Origin of the sequence: Alteromonas aestuariivivens (genome assembly GCF_003367475.1) — a bacterium.
In the GTDB taxonomy this organism is placed as follows: domain Bacteria; phylum Pseudomonadota; class Gammaproteobacteria; order Enterobacterales; family Alteromonadaceae; genus Alteromonas; species Alteromonas aestuariivivens.
In genome coordinates this window covers 1-15493 of sequence record NZ_QRHA01000018.1, presented here as the reverse complement: position 1 = coordinate 15493, position 15493 = coordinate 1, and the positions used below count along the sequence as shown (strand labels likewise).

Annotated in this window: 16 protein-coding genes and 4 tRNA genes; 7 read left to right on the top strand and 13 right to left on the bottom strand. The window is 47.6% G+C overall.

The genetic code is table 11. From position 1 onward, the window contains the following. The coding region (locus DXV75_RS16690; protein ID WP_147291849.1) for an integrase core domain-containing protein at window positions 1-131 on the top strand (131 nt) is incomplete at its 5' end. Window positions 132-210: 79 nt separating this feature from the next. On the opposite strand, the gene DXV75_RS16685 is transcribed toward DXV75_RS16690, so the two are convergent. From DXV75_RS16685 to DXV75_RS16635, 11 genes are all read right to left on the bottom strand, one after another. After that, window positions 211-1779 carry a sulfatase family protein gene (locus DXV75_RS16685; protein ID WP_181898457.1) on the bottom strand — a complete coding sequence of 523 codons (1569 nt, stop codon included), beginning with the start codon at window positions 1777-1779 and terminating at the stop codon, window positions 211-213. 312 nt (window positions 1780-2091) lie between these two features. Further along, complete coding sequence (locus DXV75_RS16680; RefSeq protein ID WP_147291848.1) at window positions 2092-2901, bottom strand: type 2 periplasmic-binding domain-containing protein; 810 nt, start codon at window positions 2899-2901, stop codon at window positions 2092-2094. Between the two features lie 286 nt (window positions 2902-3187). Then, window positions 3188-3274 (bottom strand) — tRNA-Leu (locus DXV75_RS16675). Window positions 3275-3341: 67 nt separating this feature from the next. Further along, window positions 3342-3415 (bottom strand) — tRNA-Cys (locus DXV75_RS16670). A 5-nt stretch (window positions 3416-3420) separates the two neighbouring features. Next, window positions 3421-3496: transfer RNA gene (locus DXV75_RS16665), tRNA-Gly, on the bottom strand. A 281-nt stretch (window positions 3497-3777) separates the two neighbouring features. After that, entirely contained in the window at window positions 3778-4341 is a 564-nt protein-coding gene (gene pgsA, locus DXV75_RS16660; protein WP_115594562.1) for a CDP-diacylglycerol--glycerol-3-phosphate 3-phosphatidyltransferase, read from the bottom strand. Between the two features lie 93 nt (window positions 4342-4434). Beyond that, a complete protein-coding gene (gene uvrC, locus DXV75_RS16655; RefSeq protein WP_115594559.1) occupies window positions 4435-6252 on the bottom strand; it encodes an excinuclease ABC subunit UvrC in 1818 nt (605 codons plus the stop codon). 5 nt (window positions 6253-6257) lie between these two features. Further along, window positions 6258-6902: a UvrY/SirA/GacA family response regulator transcription factor gene (gene uvrY / locus DXV75_RS16650; RefSeq protein WP_115594558.1), complete on the bottom strand. Its 645-nt coding sequence runs from the start codon at window positions 6900-6902 to the stop codon at window positions 6258-6260. Between the two features lie 179 nt (window positions 6903-7081). Continuing rightward, window positions 7082-7777 carry a pirin family protein gene (locus tag DXV75_RS16645; protein ID WP_115594557.1) on the bottom strand — a complete coding sequence of 232 codons (696 nt, stop codon included), beginning with the start codon at window positions 7775-7777 and terminating at the stop codon, window positions 7082-7084. Window positions 7778-7889: 112 nt separating this feature from the next. Continuing rightward, window positions 7890-9989, bottom strand: coding sequence for a 5-histidylcysteine sulfoxide synthase (ovoA, locus tag DXV75_RS16640; protein ID WP_115594556.1), 2100 nt, complete (start codon window positions 9987-9989; stop codon window positions 7890-7892). 192 nt (window positions 9990-10181) lie between these two features. After that, window positions 10182-10273 (bottom strand) — tRNA-Ser (locus tag DXV75_RS16635). 238 nt (window positions 10274-10511) lie between these two features. Here DXV75_RS16635 and DXV75_RS16630 point away from each other — a divergent pair. From DXV75_RS16630 to DXV75_RS16610, 5 genes are read left to right on the top strand one after another with little or no spacing between them, the layout of a single operon-like run. Then, a complete protein-coding gene (locus tag DXV75_RS16630; protein WP_115594555.1) occupies window positions 10512-11177 on the top strand; it encodes a Bax inhibitor-1/YccA family protein in 666 nt (221 codons plus the stop codon). Window positions 11178-11225: 48 nt separating this feature from the next. Continuing rightward, window positions 11226-11612 (top strand): sulfurtransferase complex subunit TusD, encoded by a 387-nt coding sequence (gene tusD, locus DXV75_RS16625; protein WP_115594554.1) that lies wholly within the window; start codon window positions 11226-11228, stop codon window positions 11610-11612. Beyond that, window positions 11612-11965, top strand: coding sequence for a sulfurtransferase complex subunit TusC (gene tusC, locus DXV75_RS16620; RefSeq protein ID WP_115594553.1), 354 nt, complete (start codon window positions 11612-11614; stop codon window positions 11963-11965). Before tusD ends, tusC begins: the two co-directional genes overlap by 1 nt. Continuing rightward, window positions 11965-12228: a hypothetical protein gene (locus tag DXV75_RS16615; protein WP_115594552.1), complete on the top strand. Its 264-nt coding sequence runs from the start codon at window positions 11965-11967 to the stop codon at window positions 12226-12228. The genes tusC and DXV75_RS16615 overlap by 1 nt, the downstream gene beginning before the upstream one ends. A 1-nt stretch (window position 12229) precedes the next feature. Then, on the top strand, window positions 12230-12574 hold the full coding sequence (locus DXV75_RS16610; RefSeq protein ID WP_115594551.1) for a TusE/DsrC/DsvC family sulfur relay protein: 345 nt from the start codon (window positions 12230-12232) through the stop codon (window positions 12572-12574). Between the two features lie 137 nt (window positions 12575-12711). On the opposite strand, the gene DXV75_RS16605 is transcribed toward DXV75_RS16610, so the two are convergent. Beyond that, a protein-coding gene (locus DXV75_RS16605; RefSeq protein ID WP_115594550.1) for an IS3 family transposase occupies window positions 12712-13862 on the bottom strand; the annotation gives its coding sequence in 2 pieces (ribosomal slippage) (window positions 12712-13607 and window positions 13607-13862; 1152 coding nt in all). 128 nt (window positions 13863-13990) lie between these two features. Further along, entirely contained in the window at window positions 13991-15127 is a 1137-nt protein-coding gene (locus DXV75_RS16600) for a hypothetical protein (protein WP_115594549.1), read from the bottom strand. A gap of 247 nt (window positions 15128-15374) precedes the next feature. Between DXV75_RS16600 and DXV75_RS16595 the strand changes: the two genes are divergently transcribed. Next, on the top strand, window positions 15375-15493 hold a 119-nt coding region (locus DXV75_RS16595; protein WP_147291845.1), incomplete at its 3' end, for a helix-turn-helix domain-containing protein.

The following is a 15493-nucleotide window of genomic DNA, read 5'->3' as shown; positions in this document are numbered from 1 at the left end:
GCTGGGTCAGTAAGCACCTGTTCGAATCAATCGAAGAGGTGCAGGACTATGCAACGAAGTGGCTGTGGTTTTACAATCACGAACGACCACACAAAGCCAACGGTGGAAAACCACCTTTGATGGCAGCTTAACTTCTACTTTTAGCGTCAGTTAAAAATGGGAGGATTACCAAAGCCCTGCACTATTGTGGGGACTTTCGCTTTTTAAGCATCAGGGATAGGCAATCCGGTGCGGATATCTTTTGTCTGCGTACATGGGGTGCTCAATATCCGTCAGCCACTGGCCCAGCTGATGTTTTAGCATACGCCAGTCCGCTTCGGGCAACTGCTGAGGCTGCAACAAATTCATCTGATACGGGTCGGTTTTGTTATTAAACAACGCAATGATGTCGCCGTTGGCGTCGATGGCATAGGTGTAGGTATGGGTTCGCACGCCCACCTCCCCAGATTTGCCGTAATAAAAGCTGGATAGCGGTAGCTCGTCTGTATTTGAACTGCCCCCGAAAAGATAACCCGCGTAGTTTTTGCCATCCAGCCCTTCCGGAATGTAGTGTTCAAGGCCAAGCACACCGAGTATGGTCGGCATAAAATCCGGCACGCCAATCAGCAGATCACTCACACGATGGGCAATACTCTGCGGATAGTGAAATATCAATGGAATGCCCAGCGACTCCTCATAAACCACGTTCTTGGTCATCATGCTGTGGCTGGCCATCATTTCGCCGTGATCGGAGGTAAACACAATCAGAGTGTTGTCAGCCAGGCCTTGTTGCTCCAGCGCTGCTCTGACCCGGCCGATTTCCCGGTCGATTAAAGTCACCATAGAAAAGTAATAACGGGCTACATCTTTGCCTTTTTCCAGATCGGCGTTGTCGCGATTAAGCAAAGCTTCCAGTGCTACATCCTTGTAATAGGCGTTGAACAGGGCTTCATCCGTGTCGTCCATACTTTGATAGGGTGTGTGGGGAGGATCCATGGCCCACAATACCCCGAATGGCTTGTCTGCTTCGCGCTGGCTTCGGTTGTTTTCAAGGTAATCAATCAGTACATTGGCCTGGTCCACCGCCGAATACACCCTGGGGAAATACGGTTGCCCTTCTGGCACGCCGCTAAGCTCGACGTCACTGGTGTACACCATCGGGCTCTTGTGGTTGTGCCCGAGCGCCTGATACCAATATTCAATGCCGTTTCGATGGGGCCCAGGCGGGATGTAAGTATCATAACGGGTCCCATTAATGTAGTGCCCTCCCGGCGCGTCCTCTGAACCCACATAATGGCCTTGCTCGTTAAACAGCGGCAGGTTGGCTTTCCAGTGGCCCTTACCAATCAATGCCGTGTTGTAGCCTGCTTCTGCAAGGGATTCTGTGAGCGTAGTGATATCCAGCTTTAACCCCACTTCACGCCGGCCTGTGCGGGTATTGTTCGTCACACCGTTTTTGTGCGGAAACAACCCCGACAGCAGCATGCCACGAAACGGACTGCACAGCGGGTAATTGGCGATGGCATCGGTGAACACCACCCCTTCTTGGGCGAGTTCATCGAGGTTTGGTGTGACCACATAATCACCTTTGCCATTGAGCAAGCCTTCATTGCCTTCCTCGCTCCAGTAACCGAGTGCCTCTCTGCGCATCTGGTCTGCGACTATGATGATCACATTGGTTTTTTGAACTTGGGCTTGCTGGCCCTGATTGGCGTGTGGCACTGAACTGACGGGCTGCCCTACCTTGCTGCACCCTGACAAACACATAGCCAGGAGCGGCAATAAAAAATACCTTGTCATTGACGACATGTCCTTTTCTGAACGCCGGATTGCTCTGGCATTAAATGGGGATTTTTGCAGGAGGGGGACTTGGATGATTACAGATTTTTCCGATAATTACACCAAGAAAGTAAAATCGCAAAGAACCAAATTGCCACTGAATCTAGCGGTGCCAGTTTTGGTAATCTTTAGCAGCACCTTAGTGATAATAGAATATTGTGCCTAGAGAGGCATCATTAAAAAAGGCCAGTAAGCCCCCCTTATTCCTCATGGGATCAGTAGGAATATCCACTCCGGTAGGCTGAATACCTAGCAAGAAATCAAATTAAAACCTCACGGGTTATCAAATATAATTTCGGTTCTGTTTCCCAATTCAGCCTTCTCGAAATAACTTGCGTAGTATTTGTCAAACAACGCCTTCATCTCATTATTCTCGAGCATGACTTGCAACCCCTTGGTTAAACGTTCCTTGATGTGCGGCGTTTCCGGGGAGACAAAAATGTAATAATGGCTATTCGGAACATTGACTACCAAATGGGGCTCAATAATTAAATCCGGAAATTCATCCTTTCTTGCCTCCAATTCCGGGTATATCTCATGAACACCTCGCAATAGGAAGTCGAACCGGCCCTTATTTAACATTGCAAACAGGGCATCATAAGAATAGGCCGGGACTGTCAAAAAACCATTTTTAATCAGGGTGTTTTTTGTTGTCCAGCTTTGGCGGACACCGGCACTGAAAGCCTGGAGATCCTGCAGAGTGTTAATTTTTTTAAACGCATCGGCGTTCTTTTTATGGATCAGCATTAAACGTTGTGTATAAGCACCAAATCGAATGGGAACCCTGATGGGCTCTATAGTTTGCTCCCACTCTTCGTTGGTTAATTGCATTGCTACATTAAGATAACGATTGAGTAGCAGTTCCCGAAGTCGCTGATGGTTTGGGATGGCTTCTCCGGTTACCTCTATGCTGTATGACCCGAATTCAGACTCAGTGAGTTCCAGAGCCCGATTTACAACTTCCCAGTTATACAGATGGCGAACATCTTTATCAGAATGCCCACGGTTTAACTTGACTACGTCTGCTGCTAGGCCTTGAAAAGAGCAGAAAACAATTAACCACAATACAACCTTTATTTTCACAAACACCCCACCTAACTGCACCACAACTAGTCAAACTTCGACATAAACACTCAAACTTCAGCAATAAAATTAATATTCTGTCATTCGTCAGCTTTTCCGCATTCTACCCTTCAGCCTAGGATTTGACCAATACTGTGGGCAAATTTGCTACAGAAAATTTACTTCTGGTAGGGGCCAGCCACCGTGCAGTAATAAAAAGTGGAAAATAAGTACTGGATATAACAAAAAGAATGCGCCGTTGGGCAATTAAATGTTTTTGGATAGCGACGATTGTTGCAGAAAGAAATGGTGCCCGGGGCCGGACTTGAACCGGCACGCTGTTACCAGCGAGGGATTTTAAATCCCTTGTGTCTACCAATTTCACCACCCGGGCTAGGGTATGTCAAAAGACATGATGGTGACAGGTTGGTCCCTGCGAATACTGCCAGGCAGTGAGAGTATGGAGGCGGAACCCGGAGTCGAACCGAGATCCACGGATTTGCAATCCGCTGCATAGCCATTCTGCCATTCCGCCATATTTGGAGCGGGAAACGAGACTCGAACTCGCGACCCCAACCTTGGCAAGGTTGTGCTCTACCAACTGAGCTATTCCCGCACACTTTTTTTTGAATAGTCGTTTATCGCCCTGAATGAACCTGCCAAGCACTTTGGCAATCCCTTCGTGACGAGGTATGTGCTCTACCAACTGAGCTATTCCCGCACACTTACCAGTTTTAAGAAGTTCTCTAGTAGCCTAGTTGGCCTCCTCAAAACGTGGGGTGCATTCTACCTGCACCACCTAAACTGTCAATACAAAAAACGCCAACTTTTTGCCTTACGGCACCAACACCCAATCGTTTGCTATTTTTTTATCCACTTTGCCGATAATCCAGCCAGTTAACGGCCAGAAAGATCCCGCCAGGCGGCCATTGTATAAACCACCATGGACCACAAAGACAAAACTGACGCGATATAGAGTAACAAGTGCCCAAGAGTGACCCAGTAAATAGGCCAGCCCATAAAGGTTTCCAGGCCGGAGAGTAAGCCAATCAGCGCCAGCATCTGTGCAGTAGTTTTCGCTTTACCGATAAATGAAACCTTAACCCGTTCACGCACGCCGCGTTGTCCCATCCACTCGCGCAGTGCCGAAACATAAATCTCCCGGATCAGCAAAATAATCGCGGGTACCGTGATCCACAGAGAAGCGTAAGAATGGGTGATCATCAACAATGCAGCAGCAACAATCAGTTTGTCTGCCACCGGGTCAAGAAAAGCGCCGAATGGCGTTGATTGCTGCAGTTTGCGAGCCAGGTAACCATCAAACCAGTCGGTAATGGCCGCAAACCAAAATATAAACGCGGCCGTTTCGTGCGCCCAACGCCAATCCAAAAAATACACCACCACAAATACGGGGATCAAAATCACTCTGATCAGGGTGATGATATTGGGAACTGTCCACATAGTAACTTCTCTGTATTTATGACAACTGGCTTCAGTTGTGTTCATTGTGCCACACACTCCGTTGCAAGATAAGCGGGTGCATCAAGGCGCTAATTAATGATGCAAATGATCGTATATTGTTTCTGCCAGTTCCGCACTTATACCGGGAACATTGGCGATTTCGTCTTTGCTGGCTTTTTTCAGCCCCTGTAATCCCCCCATGTATTTCAGCAAAGACTGTCGGCGTTTGGCCCCTATACCGGGGATGCCCTCCAGCGTAGATGTTGTTTTGACCTTCTGGCGGCGGTTGCGATGCCCGGAGATTGCAAAGCGGTGTGACTCATCCCGTATATGCTGAATGAGGTGCATCGCCGGTGAATTGCCTTCCACAGGCAAGGTTTCATGGGCGCCGGCGAGGATCAGCGTTTCCAAACCGGGTTTACGCGTAACCCCTTTGGCAACCCCAATCAGCAGAGGTTTCTTGGCATGTGGCCAGTCATCAAAATATTGCTCAGCCTGGGCCAGTTGCCCTTTCCCACCGTCGATGAACAAAATGTCCGGGATCTTGCTGTCTTCCTGCACGTTCTTGTAACGCCGCTGCAAAGCCTGAGCCATGGCGGCGTAATCGTCCCCAGGCGTAATACCTTCTATGTTGAAACGGCGATAATCGCTTTTGAGTGGCCCTTCACGATTAAACACCACACAGGAAGCCACCGTTTGTTGCCCGGATGTGTGGCTGATGTCAAAGCACTCCATTCGCTGAATAGGCATGTCCCGCTCAAGGGCGGCTTCCAGATCCTGATAGCGGGCAACTACGGATTTCTGCTGGCTGTATTGGGCTTCCAGGGCGGTTTCAGCGTTGGCTTGGGCAAGCTGAAGGTACCGTCGCTTTTCTTCACGTGCGCCGCGGAATAATTTAACTTTATACCCTGCTTCACCACTGAGCAATTCGATAATTGCCGCTTCGTCGTCGAAATTGACTGGCACCACAATTTGCCTGGGAATGGGCTTGTTACCCGCAAGGTAGAATTGCAAAAAGAACGAATCAAAAATTTCCTGTTCGCTGGCGGTTGAAGGCACTTTGGGAAAATAAGATTTGCTGCCCAGCAACTGGCTGTCACGAATGAACATAACCTGTATGCAGGCCATGCCACCGCGATAGGCAAAGCCAAACACATCCATTTCATCCTGCGTACCGGCCACCCACTGGCGCTCCTGCACCTGGCGCAATGCGGTAATTTGATCACGGTATCGGGCCGCCGCTTCAAAATTCAGAGTTTGGCTGGCGTGTTCCATTTTCCCCACCAGCATCCCAATCACCTGCTGGTTTTTGCCCTTTAAAAACAGGCGCACCAAATCCACCTGTTCCCGATAGTCGTTATCGGTTACGTACCCTTCCACGCAAGGGGCGCTGCAACGTTTCATCTGGTATTGCAAACAGGGGCGGCTGCGTGCCCGGTAGTAACTGTCTTCACACTGGCGCACCGGAAAAATCTTCTGCATCGTTCGCAAACTTTCGCGCACCGCCCACGCGCTGGGGTACGGGCCAAAATATTCGCCCTTGCGCTTTTGCGGGCCGCGATGAAATGACAATCTCGGGTGGGTGTGATCAGACAGAAAAATAAACGGGTAGGATTTGTCGTCTCTTAGCAACACGTTGTAACGTGGCTTGTATTTTTTGATGAAATTGTTTTCCAGCAAAAACGCTTCGGTTTCGCTGTTGACTACCGTTACTTCGATGTTAGCAATCTGGCTGACCAGTGAGCGGGTTTTTACGTTATCGACCTGAACTCGAAAATAGCTGCTAACCCGCTTTTTAAGGTTTTTGGCTTTACCAACGTAAATCACTTCCTGCTCGGCGTTGTACATGCGGTATACGCCGGGCTGCTGGGTCAGATTTTTGAGAAACTCGGTTGAGTCAAATTCAGACATACCAACTAAAGAAGATTGGGGTCGATCAGCTTGTGCCGTAATGCCAGATGGGTCAGTTCCACGTCAGTACTTACACCAAGCTTTTCGAACATACGATAACGGTAAGTATTAACGGTTTTTGCGTTTATGCTCAGTTCACTGGCAATTTCCGGCACCTTTTGCCCTTTGGTCAGGCGCATGGCGATGTTCAGTTCCCGGCTCGACAAACTGTCAAACGGGTTGTCGCTGTCGGGGATCAGTTTGCTGATGGCAATACTCTGGGCAATATCGGGAGCCAGATACTTCTGGCCGGCAGCCACTTTGTATATAGCGCGGATCATTTCTTCGGGTTCGGCATCCTTGGTCAGAAAGCCAAAGGCGCCCAATTGCATAACCTGGGAAGGAATGGGATTTTCCTTGTGCATTGACAAACAGATAACCCGAGTGTTTTCACCCAAACGAACGACTTTTTTGGTCGCCTCCAAACCACCGATGCCGGGCATATTAACGTCCATCAGCACCACATCGGGTGCATTTTTCCGGCATAACTGAACCGCTTCTTCCCCGTTTTTGGCTTCTGCGACCACTGAAAAATCACTTACATCTTCAAGAATACGGCGTATCCCTGTTCTGACCAGGTCATGATCGTCTGCCAGGATAATCTTAATCACGTTGAGGCTCGCTGATAATCGTTATTGTAATAATTTAGTGTTATTCAGGGGGACCCTGTTGGATGCATCATACCACGAACGATGCCTCTGTGAAGCCTGATCACTGCAACCTTTTCACCCGCCCGCGAGCACAATAAAAAGCCCCTTAACTTCTGGCAAAAATCAAGGGGCAGTAAGGCTCAGGCAGTCTGTGGTAAATCAAACCACAGCGCTTCAAGTTCTGAGGCTGCACTCACGGTTACTGAATCGGAAGGGCCCAGCGCAAAAGCATCACCTGAGGCAAAAGAGTGGGTATCAGTTTCGGCTTCGCCCTTGACCAAATGCAAATAGCCAATACGCCCCTGAGTACTCAATGTATGTTGCTGCCCCGGCTCCAGCTGTAAGCGGAAAATGCTGGCATCCTGATGAATACGCACACTGTTGCCCTGCCCGTCCGGGCTTACAATTGGCGTCAGCGCGCTGCTCTGCTCAATGGTTTTCTGCTCATAACTTGGTTCAATGCCTGTAACGTTGGGCGTGATCCAAATCTGCATAAAGTTAACCGGCTTTGTTGCAGAGGCATTGTATTCGGAATGCAGAATACCCTTGCCGGCGCTCATGCGCTGGACATCCCCAGCGGGGATCACATACTGATTGCCCTTGCTGTCTTTGTGTTCCAGCGCCCCTTCCACCACATAGGAAACAATTTCCATATCCCGGTGGCCATGAGTATCAAAGCCGCGGCCAGGTTCTACAACGTCATCGTTGATCACCCGCAAAACGGAAACCCCCATGTGTTTAGGGTCGTAATAATGACCGAATGAAAAACTGTGCCGGCTGTTCAACCAACCCAAATTTACCTTACCCCGTTCATTGGCTCTTCGAATGTAAATCATTAGCTTTTCCTCTAAAGATGAAGTGCCTAAAGATTAGCATTCAAATTTAAAGGACAACATTACACATATTAACCTTAACTAATCTATTTAATAGAACATAAATCAAGCATTTTCATTCAGTACGCACAAATGCATTCAGTTCCGCCACTGTGTGCTGAAATTTTCGCCGGGTTTCGCGGATCACAAACGGTAGATCCTGTGGTGGAGCCAACCGCTCAAAATTATCCTGTAACGCCTGTTCCAACGCATCTGTGGAAGTAAGCGTTTCACCCGTGGCGTCTTTGTAGCCGCCCAGCCAATGCTCGCGCTGGGTGTAGTCAGTTAACCAGGTGTAGGGCGAAGTAATAACCAGCACGCCACCAATATTGAGTCGCTCGGTAACGGTTTGCAGCAGTTTTCTGGGGTTGTAAACCCGATCTAACAGATTTCCCATAAAAATCAGATCGTAGTTGTCGTACATCGGCTTCAGATTGCAGCCATCGCCCTGGGCAAAATTCACTTTATGGCTCACTGCGATAAGCCCCAACTCCTGCAGGCGACGCACACGGAATGACGTAAGATCACCTTCATCAACCAGTTGGTAGCGCAGTTCACCACTGCTTTGAAGTTGAATAGCGGTCTTAATAAAGCGGGCGGAAAAATCGATGCCGTCTACCTGCTCAAACAGTTTTGCCAACTCAAAACTGGCCCGCCCCACTGCGCAACCTAAATCCAGTGCTCGCCGGGTTGGTTTACCATGCATAAACTGCAGGCATATCTGCGCGCAGCGTTGGGGGTAATTGCCAACATCAAAGTAACGATCGCCGTAATGGAACTCGCAATACTGTGACACCTGGGTATCAGATTCATAATCCATGTCGCTTACCTGAATGGTCTTTGCCGATTCCACATACCGAAAACCAGCATGCTGATAAAAGTGGCGCCGAAACGCGTAGCGACAATCCCGGGTAGCTTCGTTGCCGCTGGATATCCAGGAACCGCCTTTGATCAGGTTATGCTTGTTATCAAAGGTTGGGGTGGTGAAATCATCGTACAGCGGGTGCACATCAAAACCCGGGAACGGATAAATAGGCGTTTCTGTCCACTGCCACACATTGCCTACCACGTCAAAAAAATCGCCTTGGGCATGCCAATTCACCGGAACGGAAGAAGCGTACTGGCACAGTTGTAAATTCGCTCCATCGGTATAAAGCACCTGGGTTAGCCCTACAGAATCGCGCAATCGCATCCATTCGTTTTCTGTCGGCAGCCGAATGGGTTTACCCAGTTGTGCGCTCTTCCAGTTACAAAACGCCTTGGCCTCATGGTAATTCACCTCCACCGGCCAGTTCAAAGGCAGCGGAAATTCCTCTGTCATGGCACGATAAATATAACCAGTATCAGTGCTGCGCCAGAAAACCGGGTACATAGCATGAGTGTATTGTCGCCACTTAAGCCCTTCAGGTTGCCAGTAACGGTCCTCCAAATAACCGCCAGCTTCAACAAAAGCCAAAAACTCACCGTTCGATACCAGGTACCGGGAAGTCCTGAATGCTTCAACTTCAGCGTTCATCTGGCCGTACTCGTTGTCCCAGCCGTAGTAGTCACCGTCCTGTCTTTTACTTTGACTAACCTTCCCCCCCTCAACGGCAATCAGCGTGTTTTCGGGTGCCTGGCCGCGCTCCAAACACAACCTCCACTCTGGTTGCGGGGCTATCCACTCAAGAGGCAACTGGCGTATCAGTACCGATGAGGTTTCCAAATGAATCCGCTCATGTTCAATCCCCATAATGACCGGCCACATTGGGCTGTTCCAGTCTATCGGCATGGTAAATTCCAGCCTGGCGATCACGTCACACACCCTTGCCTTTACCTGCCGCCGATAGTCTCTGACTTGCTGTACCTCAGGCCAGTCGTAGTGATCGTCATTGAGATCGTCCCAGCTCATCTCATCAACGCCAATGGCAAACATCGATTCGAATTGGGGGTTAATACGCTGATTGAGTTGTTTGGCCAGAATGAGCTTATTGATGAAAAATGTTGCGGTATGGCCATAATAAAAAATAAGCGGGTGGCGCAATTTCTCTGGTCGCTGGTAAAAGGCGTCATCATTGGCCAGATTACTGAACAGTGCTTCATAGGTGTCATAAGCATTGAGGAAATAGGCCAGAATTTCCTGACGCTTTTGTTCCACTGAACCTTCACGTAAGTTGGGGGTGGGTAACTGCTGCATGATTACCTTCTATTCCTTTGAAACTGATGCCAGCCACCGCTGAAACTTTGGATGTCAGATACCCAAAGTTACGTAGCAAACAGAAAATTTAAACCGCGAGAAGCCAATATAGTAGGTTCAATCCGGAATTGAGGTCAAATTGAGGAAGCCAGAAAGCACAAAGCCCCGCGCAAGCGGGGCTTTGTAGGAATGTGGCGGAGAGTGAGGGATTCGAACCCCCGGAAGGTTTGACCCTTCGCCTGATTTCAAGTCAGGTGCATTCAACCGGACTCTGCCAACTCTCCGTGAAGTGAGGCGTATCTTAATGATATTTTTTTGGCTGTAAAGCGTTTATTTAAAAATTCTGTTCAAGTGGGTGAGATTTCATCAACTTGATTAAAATTTACATTTGTTATCACTTTTTCCTGTTCTGATAGCTTTTATATGTCAGTAAACCACTTGAAAAACTGAACTAAAAGCCATACAAATGAACTAACTAAAAAGTTACCATTTTTGGTCAATCTAGTCCTGTTGGAGGAAACAATGGATCAACGTTCGATGTATGCAAATGCATCTCAGGCGTCAGTATTGCAAACAAACAAGGTTTTGCGTAATACCTATATGTTGTTGGCAATGACTCTGGCATTCAGTGCCGTGTGTGCTGGCATTGCAATGGCGGTGGGCATTTCACCTATGATGTCGCTGGTGATGACCATCGGCGCTTTTATTACTTTATTTGTGGTTCAGAAAAAAGCAGATTCAGCTTCCGGCATTTACTGGGTATTTGCTTTCACCGGGTTGATGGGCGCTTCTTTGGGCTACACCCTGAACTTTTACCTCGGTGTAGCGGGCCCTGGCCTGATCATGGAAGCTCTGGGTGCAACGGCGCTGGTATTCTTTGCCCTGTCCGGCTATGCGCTCACCACCAAAAAAGATTTTTCTTTCTTGGGCGGTTTCCTGATTGTCGGCCTTGTGGTTGCCATCGTTGCAGGTATTGCCAACATATTCTTTATGGTTCCGGCGGTTAGGCTGGCAATCAGCGCAGCGATTGTGTTCATTATGTCCGGCCTGATCCTGTTTGATACCAGCCGCATCATTCACGGTGGCGAAACCAATTACATTCGGGCTACTGTATCTATGTACCTGAATATCTACAATCTGTTCACTTCCATTCTGCACCTGCTAGGCGCGTTTGGTAGCGACGACTAATTTAACCAGACAAGAGAAAACACCCCCTCGTGGGGTGTTTTTGTTTTTATGGCAAATTACTCCGTTTTAATCACTGCATCTCCTGACCAACAAGCCAACCTTACTGCGCTTGCGTTTTGCCGCGGGCTGGTGGAGGCTGGTCATACAGTCGACCATGTATTCTTTTACGGTTCGGGTGTACTCACCGCTAACCGCTTGCAATCCCCTGCCAGCGACGAGATCAATCCCTACCAGCAATGGTGTGAGTGGCATAAAGAGTTTCAAAGCTCAATGCTGGTATGCGTTACAGCGGCAGCAAAACGCGGCATAGTAGACGAACAGCAGGCAGAACAATTAGCCTTACCCGCGCACACGGTTTCAGCGCCGTTTGAGCAGGTAGGGCTTGGAGAGTTTTTCAGCCGTTTACACAACTGCGATCATTTGGTGCAATTCTGATGGCAGATCTCTTAATACGAATGCAACACACTCCATATGGAGGCTCAAAAGCCACAGACGGGCTGGATTTTGCAATTGCGGCTACCAATTACGGCCATCAGGTTAAACTGATTTTTGAAGGTGACGGTGTTTACCAGTTGCTCAAAGAACAGGCTCCACCGACTGGTATCAAAAACCATTTAAAGCGACTTAAGTCTTTAGTGTTTTATGACATCGAAGAACTGTACGTATGTAAGCCGAGCCTCCAGTCACGCAATCTTGGGTTGGAAGACTTGGGGGTTGAAGCCCAAGTTATTGCCTCCCAGTCACTACTAGAACTTGTCAGCCAGGCTGATCATGTGGTGACGTTCTGATGCTATTTATTCATTCTCAAAGCCACATCACACACCAGCAGCGCAAATTACTCAGCGCAGCGCCAAAAGGCACACCGCTCGTCCTCACTGAAAATGGTGTGTATCTGTTTGCGCTGATTTTTACTGACTTCGCGAACCTCGATATTTTCGTACTCGAGCAGGATGCACTCAGCCGCGGCGTAAAAGTGGCTGACGATAACTGTATCAACGCGCTAAAATGGGCCGCTCTGAGCCACTCCCACGCTCCCTGGGTTACCCTTTGATATGACAGAACAACATTATTTTGAATGGCAAGGCCAAACCATTCCAACCGACAAGGCCGGGTATCTGCTCGATCACACTCTGTGGGACGAAAGCATGGTGGAAACTTTGGCTGAGCGGGAACGCATTGAACTCACCGAAGCTCACTGGGAAGTGGTGCGCTTTGTGCGCGAGTTTTATCTGGAATACGACACCAGCCCTGCAGTGAGGGCGTTAGTCAAAGCCATGGCGGCCAAATTCGGGCCAGAGAAAGGCAACAGCCGTTATTTGCAGCGCCTGTTCCCCAAAGGCCCGGCCAAGCAGGCCACAAAGCTTGCTGGTTTGCCCAAGCCCGCGAAGTGTTTGTAGTTATTCCGAAATAACCCCCTACGGCAATTCAATTCAGGGGAGTTTCCTTCCCCCATTTTTATATCACCGAAATAGATACATGTAGCTATTAGTGGCCAGCATCACTTCCAGTGGTCTATCGCTTGTCGCTGTAGTGGTCAATAAAACCCGGACACCTTTTTAGCTAATTCTTCTGCTTTTGCCGGTGGTAGCCCATTGTTAAATTGATGCGGTCTTTCCCAGTTGTAATAGTTCATCAAGTAATAGCCCACATCTCGTTTTGCTTCGTTAATCGAACAGTAGCCTGTTGAAGGCATCCATTCGGATTTCAGACTCCTGAACACACGCTCCATCGGGCTGTTATCCCAGCAATTTCCCCGTCGACTCATGCTTTGAATCATCTGGTAACGCCATAGCCGTTGTCTGAATTTGCGGGCGCCGTATTGGGAGCCCTGATCGCTGTGGAACATTACGCCCTTCGGTTTATCCCGTAGTTCATAGGCCATATCCAGTGCTCTGGCCGCAAGTTCCGCATCGGGCCGATGCGACATATTCCAGCCAATGACCCGGCGGGTATGCAAGTCAATGACGACTGCCGCATAGTGCCAGGCGGAGCCGGTCCAGATATAGGTGATATCGCCACACCAGACCTGATTGGGCTTCTCAACATCGAATTGCCTGTCCAGCAGGTTGGGAATATCCGGCCGTTCGGCCTGTACATTTTTGTAAGCGTGCTTGCCGGGTTGCTTGCTCATTAACCCCTGCTCTTGCATCAGGCGACCCGCTTTGAATCGCCCCATAACAATGCCTTCGTCGCGCAGCATACTGACTATCGTCCGGGTTCCGGCAGACTGACGCAAGCGCTTTACTCTGGCCCGCAGAATACGCCGTTTAGCACTAATCAGCCGCTGACGTCTTCGCCGTTCATAGTAACTGCTGACACCAATCCCAATCGCTGAACAGACCAATTCTGTTGATTCATGCACCCTAAACCGGTCTATCAGCTCGTGGATTTCAGGTCGTCTGACATTAAGAGTGCGGTAGCCTTTTTTAATATGGCCTTTTCTCGCTCCAGCCTATTCACGCGGGCCTCTAGCTCCTGAATACGTTGCTGGTCTGGCGTCAGGGCTTTGGATTTTGGTGTACTTCCACCGCGCTCAGATTCGAGCTGCTGAACCCACTTGCGCAGGGTATTTTCGTGAACGTCTACTGCGCGTCCAGCTTCAGCCATGCTGTAACCCTGATCGAGAACCAAGCTGGCTGCATCATGTTTGAATTCCGGACTGAATGACCGTCTTTGTCTTCTCATTGAACACCTCGTTATTAAGTGTAATGCTACCACTTAAAACAGTGTTCGGGTTTAGTCTGCCACTACACGCTCTGACTATTAAATGGCTGCCCCGTTTATATGTAAATATATTAGAGTTTATGGAAATACTAATTCATTCCTTGCTCTATATTAGCAATTTCTTTTTTAATCTCAGGAAGTTCAGCATTACGAAAGTTATACATAGCTATACGTCTATTAACACAAGGTGATTTTTTTAGGTAAGAATTTTTCCAATGTTCTGGGAAAATTGAGCTTTTCATAAGAGAAGGGTATTTAGAATAGAACCAGAAGAGCTTTTTACTATTGTATATTTTCCCTATCTTTGTGTTATTAATTTCTTCAAAGCTAGGCAAGCCATTATCAATTCTATTTTTATTAATCTCATCATATATGTCTTTCGCCATATTTTTAATATCGTCGAAATCATTATCAGTGAGTAGCGCAGGATTCACGCCATTTAAACGAGCTTTATAATCAATAGCACTATCTAGAAATACTTCGAGGCTTGTTGAATCATTGCGCATCATGCCAAACTCAATAAGTGCAAGCGCAGATTTTAAATGTTTGATAGCATTTCCCTTGTTAAGGTTTTTGGCCAGTTTAACTTGAACTATTTCGTTGATGACTAATGTTTCTAATCCGGTAGATGTATCTCCCAAAGTAACAAGCTTTTGGGCGGCATAAAGTTTAGTCCCCTCATTAAATACATCATACCCAGGAGACTGAATAATTGCGGTCAGTGCCATCATATCATCTTGTTTACCTAACCGTATTAGAGTTTCTTTATCCATATGTTTATACGGAGAGAGATACACTTCAGCGCTGTCAGGTAAATCACTCTTAGAATCTATGTCAGACAGAGATACTTTAGCTCTACTTAGTTTCCATTCTTTTGATTGTTCAAGTGCATAAGCCTGATCTTCTTCTGTTAAATCCTCAGTGGCGACACACCAGTCATCCTCATATTTTAGTTGATTCTTACCACTATTAGCACCCGTTAGGTTGATGATTTCTTGGTGACGCTTTTTAGCTTGATTTTTTAATTTTTCAATTCTTAATTCATTTTCATTAGACGATGTGGGTAGTTGGATTGTATTGACAGCAGTTTTGTTAGCTACAATTTCATTAGGTGCTATTTCACCCTCATAGGATAACACTGCTTTTTCATTTACCCATGTAACATATAAAAAAATCAACGCGCAGATTGCAATGATACTTAATGATATATTTATAAATGCTTTCATGTTGACAATCTAATTTTTAATCCATTATCAGAGGATCATTTTAATGATCAAGGTCTAAATTATTACCCGTTTAAAATGATTTTCTATAGTAATTCAATTATTACATATTCCTAAGAGAGGCCAAAATAACCTAAGTTATTACTCCCGAATTCAGATAATAAGTGCACCACTCATGGTTAAACGGTGAGGAGAGATCAACTGCCTGTTGGTGGTACTCTGTAATCGCCAAAAAACAAGAGTAGCTACCATGAGTTACAAGCAGTTGATCGAGGGACAACGATACCAGATAGAGGCCTACTTACGCGAGGGTTTCAGTTATCGGGAAATAGGAAAGCGACTGGGGAAAAGTCATAGCACTATCAGTCG

Excerpts from the sequence above, each read along its gene's own strand:
- tusC (WP_115594553.1), top strand. The coding sequence starts at position 11,612 with ATGGCAGATCTCTTAATACGAATGCAACACACTCCATATGGAGGCTCA.
- DXV75_RS16685 (WP_181898457.1), bottom strand. The coding sequence starts at position 1,779 with ATGACAAGGTATTTTTTATTGCCGCTCCTGGCTATGTGTTTGTCAGGG.
- DXV75_RS16630 (WP_115594555.1), top strand. The coding sequence starts at position 10,512 with ATGGATCAACGTTCGATGTATGCAAATGCATCTCAGGCGTCAGTATTG.
- tusD (WP_115594554.1), top strand. The coding sequence starts at position 11,226 with ATGGCAAATTACTCCGTTTTAATCACTGCATCTCCTGACCAACAAGCC.
- pgsA (WP_115594562.1), bottom strand. The coding sequence starts at position 4,341 with ATGTGGACAGTTCCCAATATCATCACCCTGATCAGAGTGATTTTGATC.
- DXV75_RS16615 (WP_115594552.1), top strand. The coding sequence starts at position 11,965 with ATGCTATTTATTCATTCTCAAAGCCACATCACACACCAGCAGCGCAAA.
- DXV75_RS16610 (WP_115594551.1), top strand. The coding sequence starts at position 12,230 with ATGACAGAACAACATTATTTTGAATGGCAAGGCCAAACCATTCCAACC.
- ovoA (WP_115594556.1), bottom strand. The coding sequence starts at position 9,989 with ATGCAGCAGTTACCCACCCCCAACTTACGTGAAGGTTCAGTGGAACAA.
- uvrC (WP_115594559.1), bottom strand. The coding sequence starts at position 6,252 with ATGTCTGAATTTGACTCAACCGAGTTTCTCAAAAATCTGACCCAGCAG.
- DXV75_RS16645 (WP_115594557.1), bottom strand. The coding sequence starts at position 7,777 with ATGATTTACATTCGAAGAGCCAATGAACGGGGTAAGGTAAATTTGGGT.
- DXV75_RS16600 (WP_115594549.1), bottom strand. The coding sequence starts at position 15,127 with ATGAAAGCATTTATAAATATATCATTAAGTATCATTGCAATCTGCGCG.